General features: G+C 72.0%; 14 protein-coding genes. 10 read left to right on the top strand and 4 right to left on the bottom strand.

Features of this window, described 5'->3' with window-relative positions; all coding sequences use genetic code 11:
- The first annotated feature begins 4 nt into the window (after window positions 1-4).
- From sucB to ADK54_RS23540, 6 genes are all read left to right on the top strand, one after another.
- Window positions 5-1,762 carry a 2-oxoglutarate dehydrogenase, E2 component, dihydrolipoamide succinyltransferase gene (sucB, locus tag ADK54_RS23565; RefSeq protein ID WP_053727682.1) on the top strand — a complete coding sequence of 586 codons (1,758 nt, stop codon included), beginning with the start codon at window positions 5-7 and terminating at the stop codon, window positions 1,760-1,762.
- Between the two features lie 128 nt (window positions 1,763-1,890).
- Complete coding sequence (locus ADK54_RS23560; RefSeq protein ID WP_053727681.1) at window positions 1,891-2,517, top strand: GntR family transcriptional regulator; 627 nt, start codon at window positions 1,891-1,893, stop codon at window positions 2,515-2,517.
- Window positions 2,518-2,744: 227 nt separating this feature from the next.
- Window positions 2,745-5,441, top strand: a complete 2,697-nt coding sequence (gene aceE, locus ADK54_RS23555) for a pyruvate dehydrogenase (acetyl-transferring), homodimeric type (protein ID WP_053727680.1) — start codon at window positions 2,745-2,747, stop codon at window positions 5,439-5,441.
- A 99-nt stretch (window positions 5,442-5,540) separates the two neighbouring features.
- Window positions 5,541-6,314 (top strand): VOC family protein, encoded by a 774-nt coding sequence (locus tag ADK54_RS23550; RefSeq protein ID WP_053727679.1) that lies wholly within the window; start codon window positions 5,541-5,543, stop codon window positions 6,312-6,314.
- A gap of 109 nt (window positions 6,315-6,423) precedes the next feature.
- Entirely contained in the window at window positions 6,424-7,404 is a 981-nt protein-coding gene (locus ADK54_RS23545) for a helix-turn-helix transcriptional regulator (protein ID WP_053727678.1), read from the top strand.
- A 77-nt stretch (window positions 7,405-7,481) separates the two neighbouring features.
- Window positions 7,482-8,396, top strand: coding sequence for a GntR family transcriptional regulator (locus ADK54_RS23540; RefSeq protein ID WP_063802042.1), 915 nt, complete (start codon window positions 7,482-7,484; stop codon window positions 8,394-8,396).
- Window positions 8,397-8,490: 94 nt separating this feature from the next.
- Here the strand turns inward: ADK54_RS23540 and ADK54_RS23535 are convergent, their stop codons facing one another.
- Window positions 8,491-8,730: a hypothetical protein gene (locus ADK54_RS23535; RefSeq protein WP_053727676.1), complete on the bottom strand. Its 240-nt coding sequence runs from the start codon at window positions 8,728-8,730 to the stop codon at window positions 8,491-8,493.
- Window positions 8,731-8,988: 258 nt separating this feature from the next.
- Between ADK54_RS23535 and ADK54_RS23530 the strand changes: the two genes are divergently transcribed.
- Both ADK54_RS23530 and ADK54_RS23525 read left to right on the top strand, forming a co-directional pair.
- The gene (locus ADK54_RS23530; RefSeq protein WP_053727675.1) at window positions 8,989-9,858 is read left to right on the top strand and encodes a winged helix-turn-helix domain-containing protein; all 870 of its coding nucleotides are present in this window, start codon (window positions 8,989-8,991) and stop codon (window positions 9,856-9,858) included.
- Between the two features lie 129 nt (window positions 9,859-9,987).
- The gene (locus tag ADK54_RS23525; protein WP_053727674.1) at window positions 9,988-10,509 is read left to right on the top strand and encodes a DUF4240 domain-containing protein; all 522 of its coding nucleotides are present in this window, start codon (window positions 9,988-9,990) and stop codon (window positions 10,507-10,509) included.
- A 37-nt stretch (window positions 10,510-10,546) separates the two neighbouring features.
- Here ADK54_RS23525 and ADK54_RS23520 read toward each other — a convergent pair whose 3' ends face one another.
- Window positions 10,547-11,350, bottom strand: coding sequence for an SDR family NAD(P)-dependent oxidoreductase (locus ADK54_RS23520; protein WP_053727673.1), 804 nt, complete (start codon window positions 11,348-11,350; stop codon window positions 10,547-10,549).
- Window positions 11,351-11,450: 100 nt separating this feature from the next.
- Here ADK54_RS23520 and ADK54_RS23515 point away from each other — a divergent pair, with 100 nt between their 5' ends.
- Window positions 11,451-12,137, top strand: coding sequence for a TetR/AcrR family transcriptional regulator (locus ADK54_RS23515; RefSeq protein WP_078966568.1), 687 nt, complete (start codon window positions 11,451-11,453; stop codon window positions 12,135-12,137).
- 6 nt (window positions 12,138-12,143) lie between these two features.
- Here the strand turns inward: ADK54_RS23515 and ADK54_RS23510 are convergent, their stop codons facing one another.
- Window positions 12,144-13,361: an amidohydrolase gene (locus tag ADK54_RS23510; protein ID WP_420717363.1), complete on the bottom strand. Its 1,218-nt coding sequence runs from the start codon at window positions 13,359-13,361 to the stop codon at window positions 12,144-12,146.
- Window positions 13,362-13,452: 91 nt separating this feature from the next.
- A complete protein-coding gene (locus tag ADK54_RS23505; protein ID WP_053727671.1) occupies window positions 13,453-13,980 on the bottom strand; it encodes a GNAT family N-acetyltransferase in 528 nt (175 codons plus the stop codon).
- A 36-nt stretch (window positions 13,981-14,016) separates the two neighbouring features.
- Between ADK54_RS23505 and ADK54_RS23500 the strand changes: the two genes are divergently transcribed.
- Window positions 14,017-14,916 carry a TIGR01777 family oxidoreductase gene (locus ADK54_RS23500; RefSeq protein WP_053727670.1) on the top strand — a complete coding sequence of 300 codons (900 nt, stop codon included), beginning with the start codon at window positions 14,017-14,019 and terminating at the stop codon, window positions 14,914-14,916.
- The last annotated feature ends 290 nt before the right edge of the window (window positions 14,917-15,206 follow it).

Here is a 15,206-nt window from a genome sequence, read left to right as displayed (position 1 = left end):
AACCATGTCGGTTTCCGTAACCCTTCCGGCGCTCGGCGAGAGCGTCACCGAGGGCACCGTCACCCGCTGGCTGAAGGCCGAGGGCGAGCGCGTCGAGGCCGACGAGCCGCTGCTCGAAGTCTCGACCGACAAGGTCGACACCGAGATCCCCGCCCCCGCCTCCGGCATCCTGGCCTCCATCAAGGTGGCCGAGGACGAGACCGTCGAGGTCGGCGCCGAGCTCGCCATCATCGACGACGGCACGGGCGCGCCCGCTGCCGCCGCCCAGCCCGCTGCGGCCGCCGAGCCGGTCGCCGCCCCCGCCCCGGCCGCTCCGGTCGCCGAGGCCCCCGCCGCTCCGGCTCCGGCCGCCGCTGCTCCGGCCGCCCCGGCCGCCGGTGGCGCCTCCGGCACCGACGTCGTCCTCCCCGCGCTCGGCGAGAGCGTGACCGAGGGCACCGTCACGCGCTGGCTCAAGGAGGTCGGCGAGGAGGTGGCCGAGGACGAGCCGCTCCTTGAGGTCTCCACCGACAAGGTCGACACCGAGATCCCCGCCCCGGTCGCCGGTGTGCTCCTGGAGATCGTGGTCGCCGAGGACGAGACCGCCGAGGTCGGCGCCAAGCTCGCCGTCATCGGTGCCCCGGGCGCTGCTCCGGCCGCCGCCCCGGCTCCGGCGGCTCCGGCCCCGGCCGCCACTCCGGCGCCCGCCCCGGCTCCGGCTCCGGCCCCCGTGGCTGCTCCGGCCGCCCCGGCTCCGGCCGCGCCCGCCGCTCCGGCTCCCGTGGCCGCCCCGGCTCCGGCTCCGGCTCCGGTCACCCCGGCTCCGGTCACCCCGGCTCCGGCTCCCGCCGCCACCTCCGGTGACGACGGTGCGTACGTCACGCCGCTGGTCCGCAAGCTCGCCTCCGAGTCCGGTGTGGACCTGGGCGCGGTCAAGGGCACCGGCGTCGGCGGCCGCATCCGCAAGCAGGACGTCATCGCCGCCGCGGAGGCCGCCAAGGCTCCCGCCCCGGCCGCCGCTCCCGCCGCGAAGAAGGCCGCCCCGTCCGTCGAGGCGTCCCCGCTGCGCGGCCAGACGGTCAAGATGACCCGCATGCGCAAGGTCATCGGCGACAACATGATGAAGGCCCTGCACTCGCAGGCCCAGCTGACCTCGGTCGTCGAGGTCGACATCACCAAGCTGATGAAGCTGCGCGGCCAGGCGAAGGACTCCTTCGCCGCCCGTGAGGGCGTCAAGCTGTCCCCGATGCCGTTCTTCGTGAAGGCGGCGGCCCAGGCGCTGAAGGCCCACCCGGTCATCAACGCCCGGATCAACGAGGACGAGGGCACCATCACGTACTTCGACTCGGAGAACATCGGCATCGCCGTCGACTCCGAGAAGGGTCTGATGACCCCGGTCATCAAGGGTGCGGGCGACCTGAACATCGCCGGCATCTCCAAGGCCACGGCCGACCTGGCCGGCAAGGTCCGCGCCAACAAGATCACCCCGGACGAGCTGTCCGGCGCGACCTTCACCATCAGCAACACCGGCTCGCGCGGTGCGCTGTTCGACACGGTCATCGTGCCGCCGAACCAGGTCGCCATCCTGGGCATCGGCGCCACCGTCAAGCGTCCGGCGGTCATCGAGACCGCCGAGGGCACCGTCATCGGCGTCCGCGACATGACGTACCTGTCGCTCTCCTACGACCACCGTCTGGTGGACGGCGCCGACGCGGCCCGCTACCTGACCGCCGTCAAGGCGATCCTGGAGGCCGGCGAGTTCGAGGTCGAGCTCGGCCTGTAAGGCTCCCAGAGGCACCGTGGGGCGGTTGTAAGACTCGTCTCACCAGCGGCCGCGCCCCCGTTCGGACACTTCCGGACGGGGGCGCGGCCGTATTGTTTGGGGGTCACCGCCCCCTTGGAGGAGCCCTCATGACCGTGCCCGTCGTCCACTCGCTGCGCGAGCAGATCCGCGAGCACATCGTGGAGGGGATCGTCAGCGGGCGCTGGAAGCCAGGTGAGCGGATCGTGGAGCGGCGCATCGCGGTGGAGCTGCAGGTCAGCCAGACGCCGGTGCGCGAGGCGCTGCGGGAGCTGGAGAGCCTGCGCCTCATCGAGTCGGCGCCCAACAAGGGCGTACGGGTGCGGAACCTGACCGCGGCCGACCTGGAGGAGAGCTACCCGGTGCGGGCCGGTCTGGAGCAGATCGCGGCCGAGCTGGCGGCCGAGCGGCTCGCCGAGGACTGCTCGACCCTTGAGCCGCACGTGGCCGCGCTGTACGAGGCGGACCGGGCGGCCGACGGCACCGCGCAGGTGCGACACACCGTCGGATTCCACCGGGAGCTGGTGCGGGCGGCCGACAACAGTGTGCTGTTGCACACATGGGAAGGCCTCGGAATCGAGGTGTTCACGGCGCTGTCCATCCGCTGGCTCGGCACCGTCCAGAAGTCCTACGCCGAGGAGCACGAGGACCTGGTCGCCGCGTTCCGGCGGCGGGATCCGGCCATCGGGGCGCTGGTGAAGGCCCATGTCCTGGGGTGCGCGCCGCGTAGCGCCTGACCTGCACGGCAGGGGACCGGGACTCCTTCAAAAGCAAGGCACCCGGTGCCCATTTTCGCGGCACCCTGTGCCGACTTTCGCGATTCGAAGAAGTTTTTGGCTCCGCACTTTGATCGATCATCGATCGGCGGCTTACAGTCGACGGCGGACTCACCGGTCCAAGGCCCCGTCCTGCCAGACAAAGGCCCCCTTTTCTCCACCCCCCTCCTGTCCGGAAGGCGGCGATCATGATCGACCCCGTAGCCAAGTTTCCGAGCGAGCTCGACCAGCTCCCGGACCGTGACACCGAGGAGACCGCCGAATGGGCGGCCTCCCTCGATGCCGTCGCCAAGGCCGCCGGCCCGCACCGGGCCGCGTATCTGATGCGCCGCACGCTGCAGCACGCCGAAGGGGCGGGCCTGGCCCTGCCCAAGCTGCTGGAGACGGACTACGTCAACACCATCCCCTCCTCCTCCGAGCCCGCCATCGACGGCGACGAGGAGATGGAGCGCCGGATCACCGCGTGGAACCGCTGGAACGCGGCCGCCATGGTGACCCGCGGCTCGAAGTACGGCGTCGGCGGCCACATCGCGACCTTCGCGTCCGCGGCCTGGCTGTACGAGACCGGCTTCAACCACTTCTTCCGCGGCAAGGAGGGCGACGGCTCCGGCGACCAGCTCTACATCCAGGGCCACGCCTCGCCCGGCATCTACGCCCGCGCCTTCCTCGACGGCCGCCTCACCGAGGCGCACCTCGACAAGTTCCGCCAGGAGTCCGCGGGCGACGGCCTGCCCTCCTACCCGCACCCGCGCCGCCTGCCCTGGCTGTGGGAGTTCCCGACCGTCTCCATGGGACTCGGTCCGCTCTCCGCCATCTACCAGGCGCGCTTCAACCGGTACCTCACCAACCGGAACATCAAGGACGTCTCGAACTCCCACGTGTGGGCGTTCCTCGGTGACGGCGAGATGGACGAGCCCGAGTCGACGGCGGCCCTCGCGCTCGCGAGCCGCGAGGGCCTGGACAACCTGACCTTCGTCATCAACTGCAACCTGCAGCGCCTCGACGGCCCGGTCCGCGCCAACTTCAAGATCGTTCAGGAGCTGGAGGCCCAGTTCCGCGGCGCCGGCTGGAACGTCGTGAAGTCGCTGTGGGGCGGCGCCTGGGACGAGCTCTTCCAGCTCGACACCACCGGCGCCCTGGTCCGCCGCCTGCGCGAGGTTCCCGACGCCCAGGTGCAGACGTACCAGACGCGTGACGCGGCCTACATCCGCGAGGACTTCTTCGGCAAGGACCCGGCGCTCGTCGAGATGGCGAAGCTGCTCTCGGACGACAAGATCCTGGAGTGCTTCCACCTGTCGCGCGGTGGCCACGAGCCGCGCAAGGTGTACGCCGCCTACAAGGCCGCCCTGTCCCACAAGGGCGCGCCGACCGTGATCCTGGCGCAGACCGTCAAGGGCTTCACCCTCGGTGACGGCTTCGCGTCCAAGAACGCGAACCACCAGATGAAGAAGCTCACGAACGACGAGTTCAAGAACATGCGTGACCTTCTTGAACTCCCCATCTCCGACGCCCAGTTCGTCGACGGTGTCGTTCCCTACGGCCACCCGGGCGCCGACTCCCCCGAGGTCCGCTACCTCCAGGAGCGCCGCGCGGCGCTCGGCGGCCCGGCCCCGGCCCGCCGCAGCCACGCGATCGCCCCGCTGCCGGCCCCGGCCGACAAGTCGTTCGCGGCCTTCGACAAGGGCTCCGGCCAGCAGTCCATGGCCACCACCATGGCGTTCGTCCGGCTGATGAAGGACCTGATCCGCGACAAGACGACCGGCAAGCGCTGGGTCCCGATCGTCCCGGACGAGGCCCGCACCTTCGGCATGGAGTCGCTGTTCCCCTCGCTCGGCATCTACTCACCCAAGGGCCAGACGTACGAGCCGGTCGACCGCGACCAGCTGATGTACTACCGCGAGGCCAAGGACGGCCAGATCCTCAACGAGGGCATCACCGAGGCCGGCTCGATGGCCGACTTCATCGCCGCGTCGTCCGCGTACGCCACGCACGGCGAAGCGATGATCCCGTTCTACATCTTCTACTCGATGTTCGGCTGGCAGCGCACGGCCGACCAGATGTGGCAGCTCGGCGACCAGCTCGGCCGCGGCTTCCTGGTGGGCGCCACCGCCGGCCGCACCACGCTGACCGGTGAGGGCCTCCAGCACGCCGACGGCCACTCCCCGGTGATCGCGGCCACCAACCCGGCGGCGATGTCGTACGACCCGGCCTTCGCCTACGAGGTCGCGGCCATCGTCAAGGACGGTCTGCGCCGCATGTACGGCGAGGCCGCCCCGGGCGAGGACCGAGACGTCTTCTACTACCTGACGGTCTACAACGAGCCGATGCCGCAGCCGGCGAAGCCCGCGGGCATCGACGAGGGCATCGTCAAGGGCCTGTACCGCTTCAACACGGCGGAGACGGCCGGGCTGACCGTCCCGGTCAACGCCTCCCGCATCCAGCTCCTGGGCTCCGGCACGGCGATCCACTGGACGCTCGAAGCGCAGAAGCTGCTCGCCGAGGAGTGGGGCGTGGCCGCCGACGTGTGGTCCGCCACCTCCTGGACCGAGCTGCGCCGTGACGCCCTTGAGGCGGACGCCGCCCTGCTGCGCGGCGAGGAGCGAACTCCCTTCATCCGCAAGGCACTTGAGGGCGTGGACTCCCCCGTCCTCGCGGTGTCCGACTACATGCGCCAGGTCCCGGACCAGATCGCGCAGTGGATCGAGCAGGACTACTCCTCGCTCGGCGCGGACGGCTTCGGCCTCTCCGACACCCGCGAGGCGGCCCGCCGCCACTTCGGCGTCGACGCCCAGTCGATCGTCGTCGCGGCCCTGGCCCAGCTCGCCAAGCGCGGCGAGGTCCCGGTCACGGCCGTGAAGGAAGCGCGCGAGCGCTACGGCCTGTAGGCCTCATCCGGCAGGCACGCGTGCCCCGTCCCGATTGCCGGGGCGGGGCACGCGTGCGTGAATGGTCGACCGGGGGCGCCACCGTTCCGGGAGCACCGCATGAAGATCTACAACCGCCCGTCCGCGCCCGCCTGGGCCGACCTGTCGACGACCGACGTGGCCGCCGCCAAGGCCTTCTACGGCGGGCTCTTCGGCTGGCGGGGCGCGGACGTGCCGATGGAGGAGGCGGGCGGCTACGGGATGTTCCTCCTCGGCGACCAGTACGTCGGCGGGTACGGGCCCTGCATGGCGCCGGGGCAGCCGGTGGCCTGGCTGGCCTACTACCAGGTCGACTCGGCCGATGCGACGGCCGCGGCGGTGACGGCCAACGGCGGCTCGATCGTGGCCGGTCCCATGGACGTCTTCGAGTCGGGCCGGCTCGCGGTGTTCACCGACCCCGAGGGCGCGGTCTTCGGCGTCTGGCAGCCCAAGGAGCACAATGGTTTCGGGGTGGCCGACAAGCCGTACAGCATGTGCTGGTTCGAGCTCCTGACCCGGAACTCGGACCAGGCCAAGACCTTCTACCGGACCGTCTTCGGCTGGGGCTGCGACACCGAGCCGTACGGCGGCTCCGAGTACACGGAATGGACGCTCGAAGGCGAGAGCTTCGGCGGCATGATGCGGATGAACGAGGACTTCCCGCCGGAGGTGCCGCCGCACTGGATGGTGTACGTCGAGGTCGAGGACTGCGACGCCACCGCGGCGAAGGCGCGGGAGCTGGGGGGCGAGGTCCATGTGCCGCCCACGACCATCCCGCCGGGCCGGTTCTCGCTCCTGCGGGACCCGCAGGGCGGGGTGTTCTCGGTCATCGCGCTGGACGAGGCGCATCGGTAGGCGCGGGCACTGGGTGCCCTACAGGGGCGCGGGGAACTGCGCGACCAGCCACGGACGGCCCGCACCCGAAGGCGAACCCGAGTCCCCCCCCACGCGGCATCATGAACACATGCGTGCTGCCCGGCTCATCAAGATGGTGCTTCTGCTGCAGGCCCGGCCCGCCATGACGGCCGCCGAGCTGGCCCGGGAGCTGGAGGTCTCGGAGCGGACCGTGACCCGGGACGCGCAGGCGCTGGCCGAGGCCGGGGTGCCGGTGTACGCGGACCGGGGCCGGGCCGGCGGGTACCGCCTGATCGGCGGGTACCGGACCCGCCTGACCGGCCTCGCCCGCTCCGAGGCCGAGGTGCTGTTCCTGTCCGGAGTGCCGGGCGCGCTGCGGGAGATGGGCCTTGAGGACGCCGCCTCGGCCGCCCGTCTGAAGGTGTCGGCGGCCCTGCTGCCCTCCCTCAAGGACGCCCCGTCCGCCGCCGCCCAGCGCTTCCACCTGGACGCCCCCGGCTGGTGGCAGGAGCCCGAGACCCCCGAACTGCTGCCCGCCGTCGCCGAGGCGGTCTGGGACGACCGCGGGATCCGGATCGGCTACCGGCGCCCGGGCCGCTCGGAGGTGGAGCGCGAGCTGGAGCCGTACGGCCTGGTCCTGAAGGCGGGCGTCTGGTACCTGTGCGCCCGGGCGGCCGACGAGGGCGGCGGCTTCCGGGTGTACCGGCTCGACCGGTGCACCGCGGTCGCGGTCGGCGAGGACCGCTTCGTGCGCGAGGAGGACTTCGACCTGCCGCGCTTCTGGGAGGCCCGGGCCGAGGAGTTCGCGCGCTCGGTGCTCCGCGAGACGGTGGTCGTACGGGTCTCGCCCGCCGGAGCCGCCCGGCTGCCATACGCCACCGGTGACCGCGGTGCGGTGCGCGAGGCCCTGGAGAAGGGGGAGGGCCCGGACGCGGACGGCTGGCTGACGCTCACGCTGCCGGTCGAGTCGCAGGACGTCGCGTACGGCCAACTGCTCGGACTGGGGCCGGAGTTGGAGGTCCTGGAGCCCGCCGCGCTGCGCGACCGCTTCGCCGACGCGGCCCGCGCCATGCGCCAACTCTACGAGTGAACCGGCCGCATTGGCAGATACTGACGGTTTCCGGCAGACAACTCGCCGTCATTGGCAGGAAGTTGTAGGCTGGCGGCGTGCCTGGTAGCAGCGCTTCGACCGATGGACAGCGTCGTCCGCGGGATGTGGTCGCGGACGGCTTGCGTGCGCTCATCACCGGCGGTGAGCTTCGGGTCGGTGAGCACATCCCGACGCAGGCCCAGCTCAGCGAGCGGTTCGCCGTGCCGCGCGGCGCGGTCCGCGGCGCCGTCGAACTCCTGGAGCGGGAAGGCCTGATCAGGCGGGCCCAACAGGGCACCCCGCCGACCGTGGCCCGCCCCGCGACCATCCAGGCGCCCGCGAACAACCGGCGCGAGGTGCCCGGCGCGCGCCGCCATTCGCCGCGGCCCGCGGGGATCTTCCTGGGCGAGCGGGTGGCGCAGTGCTTCCGCCAGGAGGAGGTGACCATCGACGCGTACTGCCTCAATGGCGAGACGCTGGCCTCCGCGCTCGCGGGCCCGCTGGTCACCGTGCAGGCCGAGGGCTCGGGCCCGCGCCGGGTGGCGGTGCGCATCCTGCTGCCCGACGCCGAGGCCCCGCTCGCCCTGCCCCAGGTGATCGGCGACCTGCAGAACGGCCGGCCGCGGGAGCGGCTGCGGATCACCAGCAACCACATCTACGGATCGCTGCGGCACTCGCTGCGCATGCTCAAGGTCCGCGACCTGGTGCCGGACGTGACGGTCGAGGCCCGCAAGGTGTCGATCACCCCGACGCAGAAGGTCTACATCCTCAACGGCCGCGAGGTGCTCGCCGGCCACTATCAGGTGACCGAGCGCACGGTGGATCTCGACCGGAACCCGATCGAGATCTACGACATGCTCGGCGTGGAAGGCATGCTCTTCCGGCACACCGTGGTGGACGACGACCAGGTCACCCGCAGCTATGTCGAGCAGACCCAGCAGTGGTTCGACTCGCTGTGGAACACCATCGCCCGCCCCATGGACCCGAATTGAGCCGGATCCGGAGCGGGCCACCTTCGGCCGACCTCGCACGGAGGCCGGCGGTCGAACTGCCGCGTTCAGAGCTCGGGCGATCGGGCTGCCGCGTTCAGAGCGCCGCGATCAGCAGGAGCACCAGGAGTACGGCCGCCACGCACACCAGGTTCGTGCGCGGCCCGGCCGGAACCGGCCCCGGCTCCCGGCGGACCGCGCCGCCACCACCACCGCCGCCCTTCGCGAGCAGCACGCCCAGGGCGAGCACCAGCAGACCCGACGGGCCGAGCAGGGACACCACACCCGCGTTCGACAGCAGTTCGAGGACGATTTGCACGCGCGTCTCCAGTCCCATGGAACACCTCCTCCGGTTGTCGCCGCCGCGGACCGCAAGTACTGAGCTCGGTACCTTCATTGGCAGGCGATTGTGTTCCCTCCTCCTACCCGGCCTGAATGGTGGCCATCTATGGTCAGCCCGCTGCATATTGGGCAACACAGCTATACCAATGGGGAATTGGACGGCCAACTGCCTCAACCAACCGGTCAACAAGGTTAGTTGACCGGTTGTCGCAGCCATCTGTCCTGCGCTGACCGCCAGTTGTAGCCTCGCTGGGTGACGACCCACATATCAGGGGCCGACCCGGACGACGCCGGGGAGACCCCCCGCTACCGATCGGTCGCCGACGCGCTGCGCCAGGACATCCAGAACGGTGTCTGGGCGCCCGGCGAGGCGCTGCCCAAACAGGAGCAGCTCATGCGCCGTTTCGACGTCGGGCGCGGCACCGTACAGAAGGCGCTCCAGCTGCTGCGCGACGAGGGGCTCCTGGAGGAAGGGGTGCGGGGCCGGGGCGCCGTGGTGGCCCGCCAGGCTGCCATCGGACGGCCATTGGTCTATTACATTTCCCGCGCGTTCGAGGCACCCCATGTCTCCCTTGACGTCTGGTCGCTGCACACAGAGGAGCTCTCCCGCGCCGTGCAGCAGCAGGCCGAACTCATCCGGCTCGGCGACCGGCCGGCCCCGCGGTCGGTCCGGGTACGGGTCCTGGTGCCGGATCTGGACACCCACCACCCCTACCCGCGCCACCTCGACGACCCGTCGGACCTGCGCCCGCTGCGACGCCTTCGCCGGGTCATCCGGATGTACACGGAGGCGCTGCACCACTCGCTCACCCAGCTGGCCGAGGAGGGCACGGTCGGCTCGGTGTCCGTGGAGATCCGGAGCCTGCCGACGGTGCCCGGCGAGAAGCGCTACCTCATCAACGGCAGCCAGATGCTGACCGGCTACTACTTCCTGCGCAGGACCCGCATCCTCGTCGACGCCGAGGCCATAGAGGTGCTCGAACTGCACAGCGACACCCTGTTCCCGGCCACGCTGGAAGGGAACGGGGCGCGGTCCCTGGAGCGCGCGGAGTTCCAGCAGGTGCAAACCTGGTTCGACTCGCGCTGGGAGATGGTCGCGACCGCGCTGCCCCTCGACGAGTGACGAACGGATGGCGAGCGAGCGGCGAGCGAATGGCTACAGGTGTGCCAGGGGTGAGCCGGGAGCGGCAACCGGACGAAAAGCGCCGCTCCGCGTGCGCCGCCTCCCCCTACCCACGATGCTGGTTCCGTGATGGACGAGACGGAGTTCTGGGAGATCGTCGACCGTACCCGCGAGGCCGCCGACGGCGACCCCGAGGAACAGGCCGACCTGCTCGTGGAGCGGCTGCTGCAGTACGACCCCGACTCCGTGCTCGACTTCGCCCGGCACTTCGAGGCGCGCTACAACCGCGCCTACCGCTGGGACCTGTGGGGCGCCGCGGCCGTGCTGCTCGACGGGGCCAGCGACGACGCCTTCGACTACTTCCGCTGCTGGCTGATCGGCCAGGGCCGCGAGGTCTTCGAGGGCGCGCTGCACGACCCGGACGCGCTCGCCGACCTCCTCGGCGAGTTCGACGAGGAGGTCGACGGCGACGGCGAGGAGCTCGGCTACGCGGCGGACGAGGCGTACGAGCAGCTCACCGGCGTCGTGGCGCCGGACCTGGGCATCCCGGGCCAGTCCGAGGAGCCGCAGGGAACCGCGCTGGACTTCGAGGACGAGGCGGCGCTGGCGGCCCGCTTCCCTCGCCTGTGGGAGCGGTTCGGGACGGGCTGAGCCGGGCGGGTCAGCGGGGCACCCGGGCTCCATCGGCTCAGTAGTGCGTTCCGCCGTCGATGCGGATCTCGGTACCGGTGATGAAGCGGCCGTCGTCGCTGGCCAGCATCGCGACCACGGATGCCACCGTCTCCGGGCCCGCGAAGCCCTGGCCGATGGCCGGGGCGAGCTTCATGAAGAGCGACATGTCGGCGTCGGCGGGCAGGCCGGGGCCCACGCTCGCCTTGGAGGCGCCGGTTCCGTCGGTCATGCCGGAGGAGATCGAGCCGGGCTGCACGGCGGTGAACCGGATGCCCCGCTTGCCGTACTCGGCGGCGAGCGCGTGCGTCATCGACTGGATGCCGCCCTTGCTGGCCGCGTACGCCGCCATGTAGGGGTGGGCGAACATCGCCGAGGTCGAGCTGAAGTTGACGACGGCCGCGCCGTCGCCTTCGAGCAGTGCCGGGATCGCCTCGCGGATCATCAGGAAGGTGCCGGTCAGGTTGACCGCGACGACCTTGTTGAAGTCGGCCAGGCTCGTCTCATGGGTGTGCGAGGAGCGCAGGATGCCGGCCGCGTTGACCAGCACGTCCAGGCCGCCGAGCGCGGAGACCGCAGCGGCGACGCCCTCGCGCACCGAGTCCTCGTCGGCTATGTCGACGACGAGGGTGGTGAGCCGGCCGATGGTGGCGCCCGCCTTCTCGGCGGTGTCCTTCAGGCCGGCCTCGCTGACGTCCGCGGCGACGACGTGGCCGCCCTCGGCGAGCAGGCGCAGCACGGTGGCCTGCCCGATGCCGGAGCCACCGCCGGTGACCAGCGCGCGGCGTCCTTCGTAGCGGTCGGTGACGGTGTTCACGCTCATCGCGGTCCAGCTTTCTCGACGCAGGGGGAGCCGGTGAGGGACTCCGTGTGGATGTTTCCACCGTACGCCTTAGTGGCACGTTTTGCCATAAAGTCAATCCATGCAGACGAACCGGCTCCGGGCGTACGCTTGCGAAGTGACCCAGCCAGTACCGCAGCCCGTCCCCCCGCCCAAGACCTCGCTCACCGAGCGCCGCAAGGCGGCGACCCAGCTCGACATCGCCCGCGCCGCGGCCGCGCTCTTCGCCGAGCACGGGCCCGACGGCACCACCGCCGAGGCCATCGCCCGGCACGCCGGGGTCGCGCTGCGCACCTTCTACCGCTACTTCCGCTCCAAGCAGGACGCGGTCGGCCCGCTGCTCTCGGGCGGCGCCGAACGCTGGCGGGCGCTGCTCGAAGCGGCCGAGCCCGGCCCGCTCGCGAAGACCCTGGAGGTCGCCGTCCGGGAGGCCCTCGCGGTGCCCGACGCGCACGCGGCCGAGCAGTTCAGGTGGACCCGGGGGCTGCTGCGCGCGGCCGAGCACGACGCGGCGCTGCGCGCGGTCTGGTACCGGGTGAACCAGGACTCCGAGGAGCGCCTGCTGCCCGTGCTCGCCCGCCTCGCGGGGCCGGGGGCCGACGCCCTGGAGGTACGCCTCGCGGCGGCCGCGGCCACCGACGCGATCCGGGTGGCGCTAGAGGCGTGGTCCGCCACCGACGCCCCGGCCACGGGCCCGGGCTCCCCCGCCGAGCTCGCGGTGCGCTGCCTGCGCGAACTCACCGGCGGGATGCGCCTGTTGGGCCGCTGAGCCCGCTCAGCCCTCGCCGAGCCAGGCCAGCGCCGCGGTCGTCAGGGCCGTGACGCCGGTGGTCAGGGTGGGTTCGACCAGCGGGGCGAAGAAGGGCGAGTGGTTGGAGGGGATGTCCTGGTCGAGGGTGCCGGCGGCGAGCGCGGCGCCGAACGCCTCGGCGTCCGCACCTCCGAACAGCCAATAGCAGACCGGGACCCCGACCTCCGTACCGAACAGGCCGACGTCCTCGCTGCCCGTCACCGGCCCCGGGTCGAGCACCTTGTCGTCGCCGATGACCGCGCCGACGGCGGCCATCGTCCGCGCCACCGCGTCGGCGTCGTTGACGACCACCGGGAAGGAGTCGATCCCGGTGATGTCGGGCTCGCGCTCGGCCCCGGCGACGGCGGCCTCGCCCCGCACGATCCGCTCGACGGCGGCAAGCACCCTGGCCCGCACGTCCTCCTTGTACGTCCGGATATTGATCTTCAGCTCGGCCTCGTCCGGGATGATGTTGTCCTTGGTCCCGGCGTTCAGCGCGCCGACGGTCACGACGGCCGTCTCGCCGCCGGGGATCTCGCGCGAGACGATCGTCTGGAGCCGCAGCACGGTCGAGGCCGCCATCACCACCGGGTCGACGGACGTCTCGGGCCGCGAACCGTGCGCCCCCTTGCCGTACATGACGACCTTGAGCCCGTCGGTGGCGGCGAAGGCGGGGCCCGCGTGCGCGCCGACCAGACCGGCCGGGAACGGGCCCACGTGCTGGCCGAGCACGATGTCGGGCGTTCCGAACCGCTCGTAAAGCCCGTCGTCGAGCATGGCCCGCGCCCCCTGCGCGATCTCCTCGGCGGGCTGGAAGACGCCGAGGACGGTGCCGCTCCACAGCGAGCGGGAGTCGGCGAGCAGCTTGAGCGCGCCGAGCAGGCAGGTCACGTGCATGTCGTGCCCGCAGGCGTGCATGACCCCGTCGACGGTGGAGGCGTAGTCGAGCCCGGTCCGCTCCCTGACCGGCAGCGCGTCGAAGTCGGCCCGGAGCAGCACGGTGGGCCCGGGCCCGTTCCTCAGGACGGCGACGACCCCGGTGCGCCCGACCCCGGCGGTCACCTCGCAGCCGAACTCCCTTGCCCTGTCGGCGACTTCGGCGGCGGTGCGGTGCTCGGCGAAGGACAGCTCGGGGTGCGCGTGCAGATCGCGGTAGATGGCGGCGAGGTCGGCGCGGATGGCGTCGAGCCCGCGCAGGGCGATGCCGGCGGCGTCCGCGGCGGCCTTGGCGGCATTGGTCAAGGGGCTGGAGTGAGACACGGGACCCTGCTTTCGGAGGTTCGGTCGTCGGTCGTCAGCTGTCGATCAGGGAACGGCCCATGAGGACGTCGTCCACGTACGCGCCTTCGAGGAGGAACTCGCCGGGCAGTACGCCTTCGACGGCGAAGCCCTCCGCCTCGTACAGGGCGCGGGCCGGGGCGTTGTGGCCGAGGACGCGCAGGGTGATGCGGGTGGCGCCCTGGCGGCGGGAGGCGTCGCAGGCGGCTCTCAGCAGGGCGCGCGCGACGCCCCGGCCACGCGCGGCTTCGGCGACTTCGAGCCCCTGGATCTGCCGGACGTGCCGGTTGCAGGCGAGCGCCGTGGCCGGAACCAGCCGGATGAACCCGACGATTTGGCCGTCCGTCTCCGCGACGAGGTAGTGCGAGGGCTCGTGCCGCTCGTCGAAGAAGGGCCCGTACGGGGCTGTCGGACGCGGCTGTACGGAGTGCAGCGGGGACCAGGCGTCCCGGGTGAGCGCGCCCAGCGGCTCGCCGTCGGAGCGCTGGGCCGGGCGTATGAGCGGAGGGGGAGAAGTACTGGGCTGGGTGTACGACTCGGGCATGCGGCCACTGTGCCATGCGGGCGGTGGGGCGCGAGGATGGGATCCATGAAGATCGCGGTGACGGGTTCGACAGGACTGATCGGTGCGGAGCTGGTGCGCTCGCTGCGGGCGGACGGGCACGAGGTGCTACGTCTCGTACGGCGCGAGGCCGAGGCGCCGGACGAGGTCGAGTGGGATCCGGCGCGCCAGTACGTGGACGCGGCGGGCCTTGCGGGATGCGAGGCGGTGGTGCATCTGGCCGGGGCTGGGGTGGCCGACCACCGCTGGACGGCCGCGTACAAGAAGAAGATCCGGGACAGCAGGGTGCTCGGCACGGCCGCGGTAGCAGAGGCCCTGGCCTCGCTCGACACCCCGCCGAAGGTGCTGGTCAGCGGGTCGGCGATCGGCTACTACGGCGACACGGGCGGCCGTCCGGTGGACGAGTCGGCGCCGCCGGGCGACGGCTTCCTCGCCTCGGTGTGCGTGGAGTGGGAGGAGGCGGCGGCCCCGGCAGAGGAGGCGGGCATCCGGACCGTGTTCGCGCGTACGGGTCTGGTGGTGGCCCGCGACGGCGGGGCCTGGGCGAAGCTGTTCCCGCTGTTCCGGGCGGGATTGGGGGGCCGGCTCGGGAGCGGGCGCCAGTACTGGTCGTTCATCGCCCTGCACGACGAGGTGGCGGCGCTGCGGTTCCTGGTCGACACGGAGGAGCTGTCCGGCCCGGTGAACCTGACGGCACCGTCCCCGGTGACGAACCGGGAGGTGACGGCGGCGATGTCCCGGGCCCTGCACCGCCCGGCCGTCCTGCCCGTCCCGGCGGCGGCGATGCGGCTCGCGGTGGGCGAGGCGGCCGGAGACGCCCTGTCCAGCCAACGCGTCCTCCCGACACGGCTGTTGTCGGCGGGCTTCGAGTTCGCGTTCCCCAGCGTGGAGGGGGCGATCGGGGCGGCGGCGGGGTAGGGGGTTTCGCCCACCCTGCCAGGACCAACCCCGCCAGGGGCGCGGGGAACTGCGCCACCAGCCGGACACGGCCCGAGGCCGAAGGCGGGTTTGGGGGCGCGGGGCTGTGACATCTGCGGCTCCGCCGCGCGGGCGCGACCAGCGGCACTGGGTGCCCGACAGGGGCGCGGGGAACTGCGCGACCAGCCACATGCGGCCCGCGGGTACCTGCATGCCCAGGCTCCCCGGCGGGTCTGGGGCGCAGCCCCAGGGGGTCGGCTCATCCGACGCCGAGCAACGGGCGGGCGGGC

Origin of the sequence: Streptomyces sp. WM6378, assembly GCF_001279695.1 — a bacterium.
Taxonomy (GTDB): Bacteria; Actinomycetota; Actinomycetes; order Streptomycetales; family Streptomycetaceae; genus Streptomyces.
This window is presented reverse-complemented; position numbering and strand designations above follow the sequence as displayed.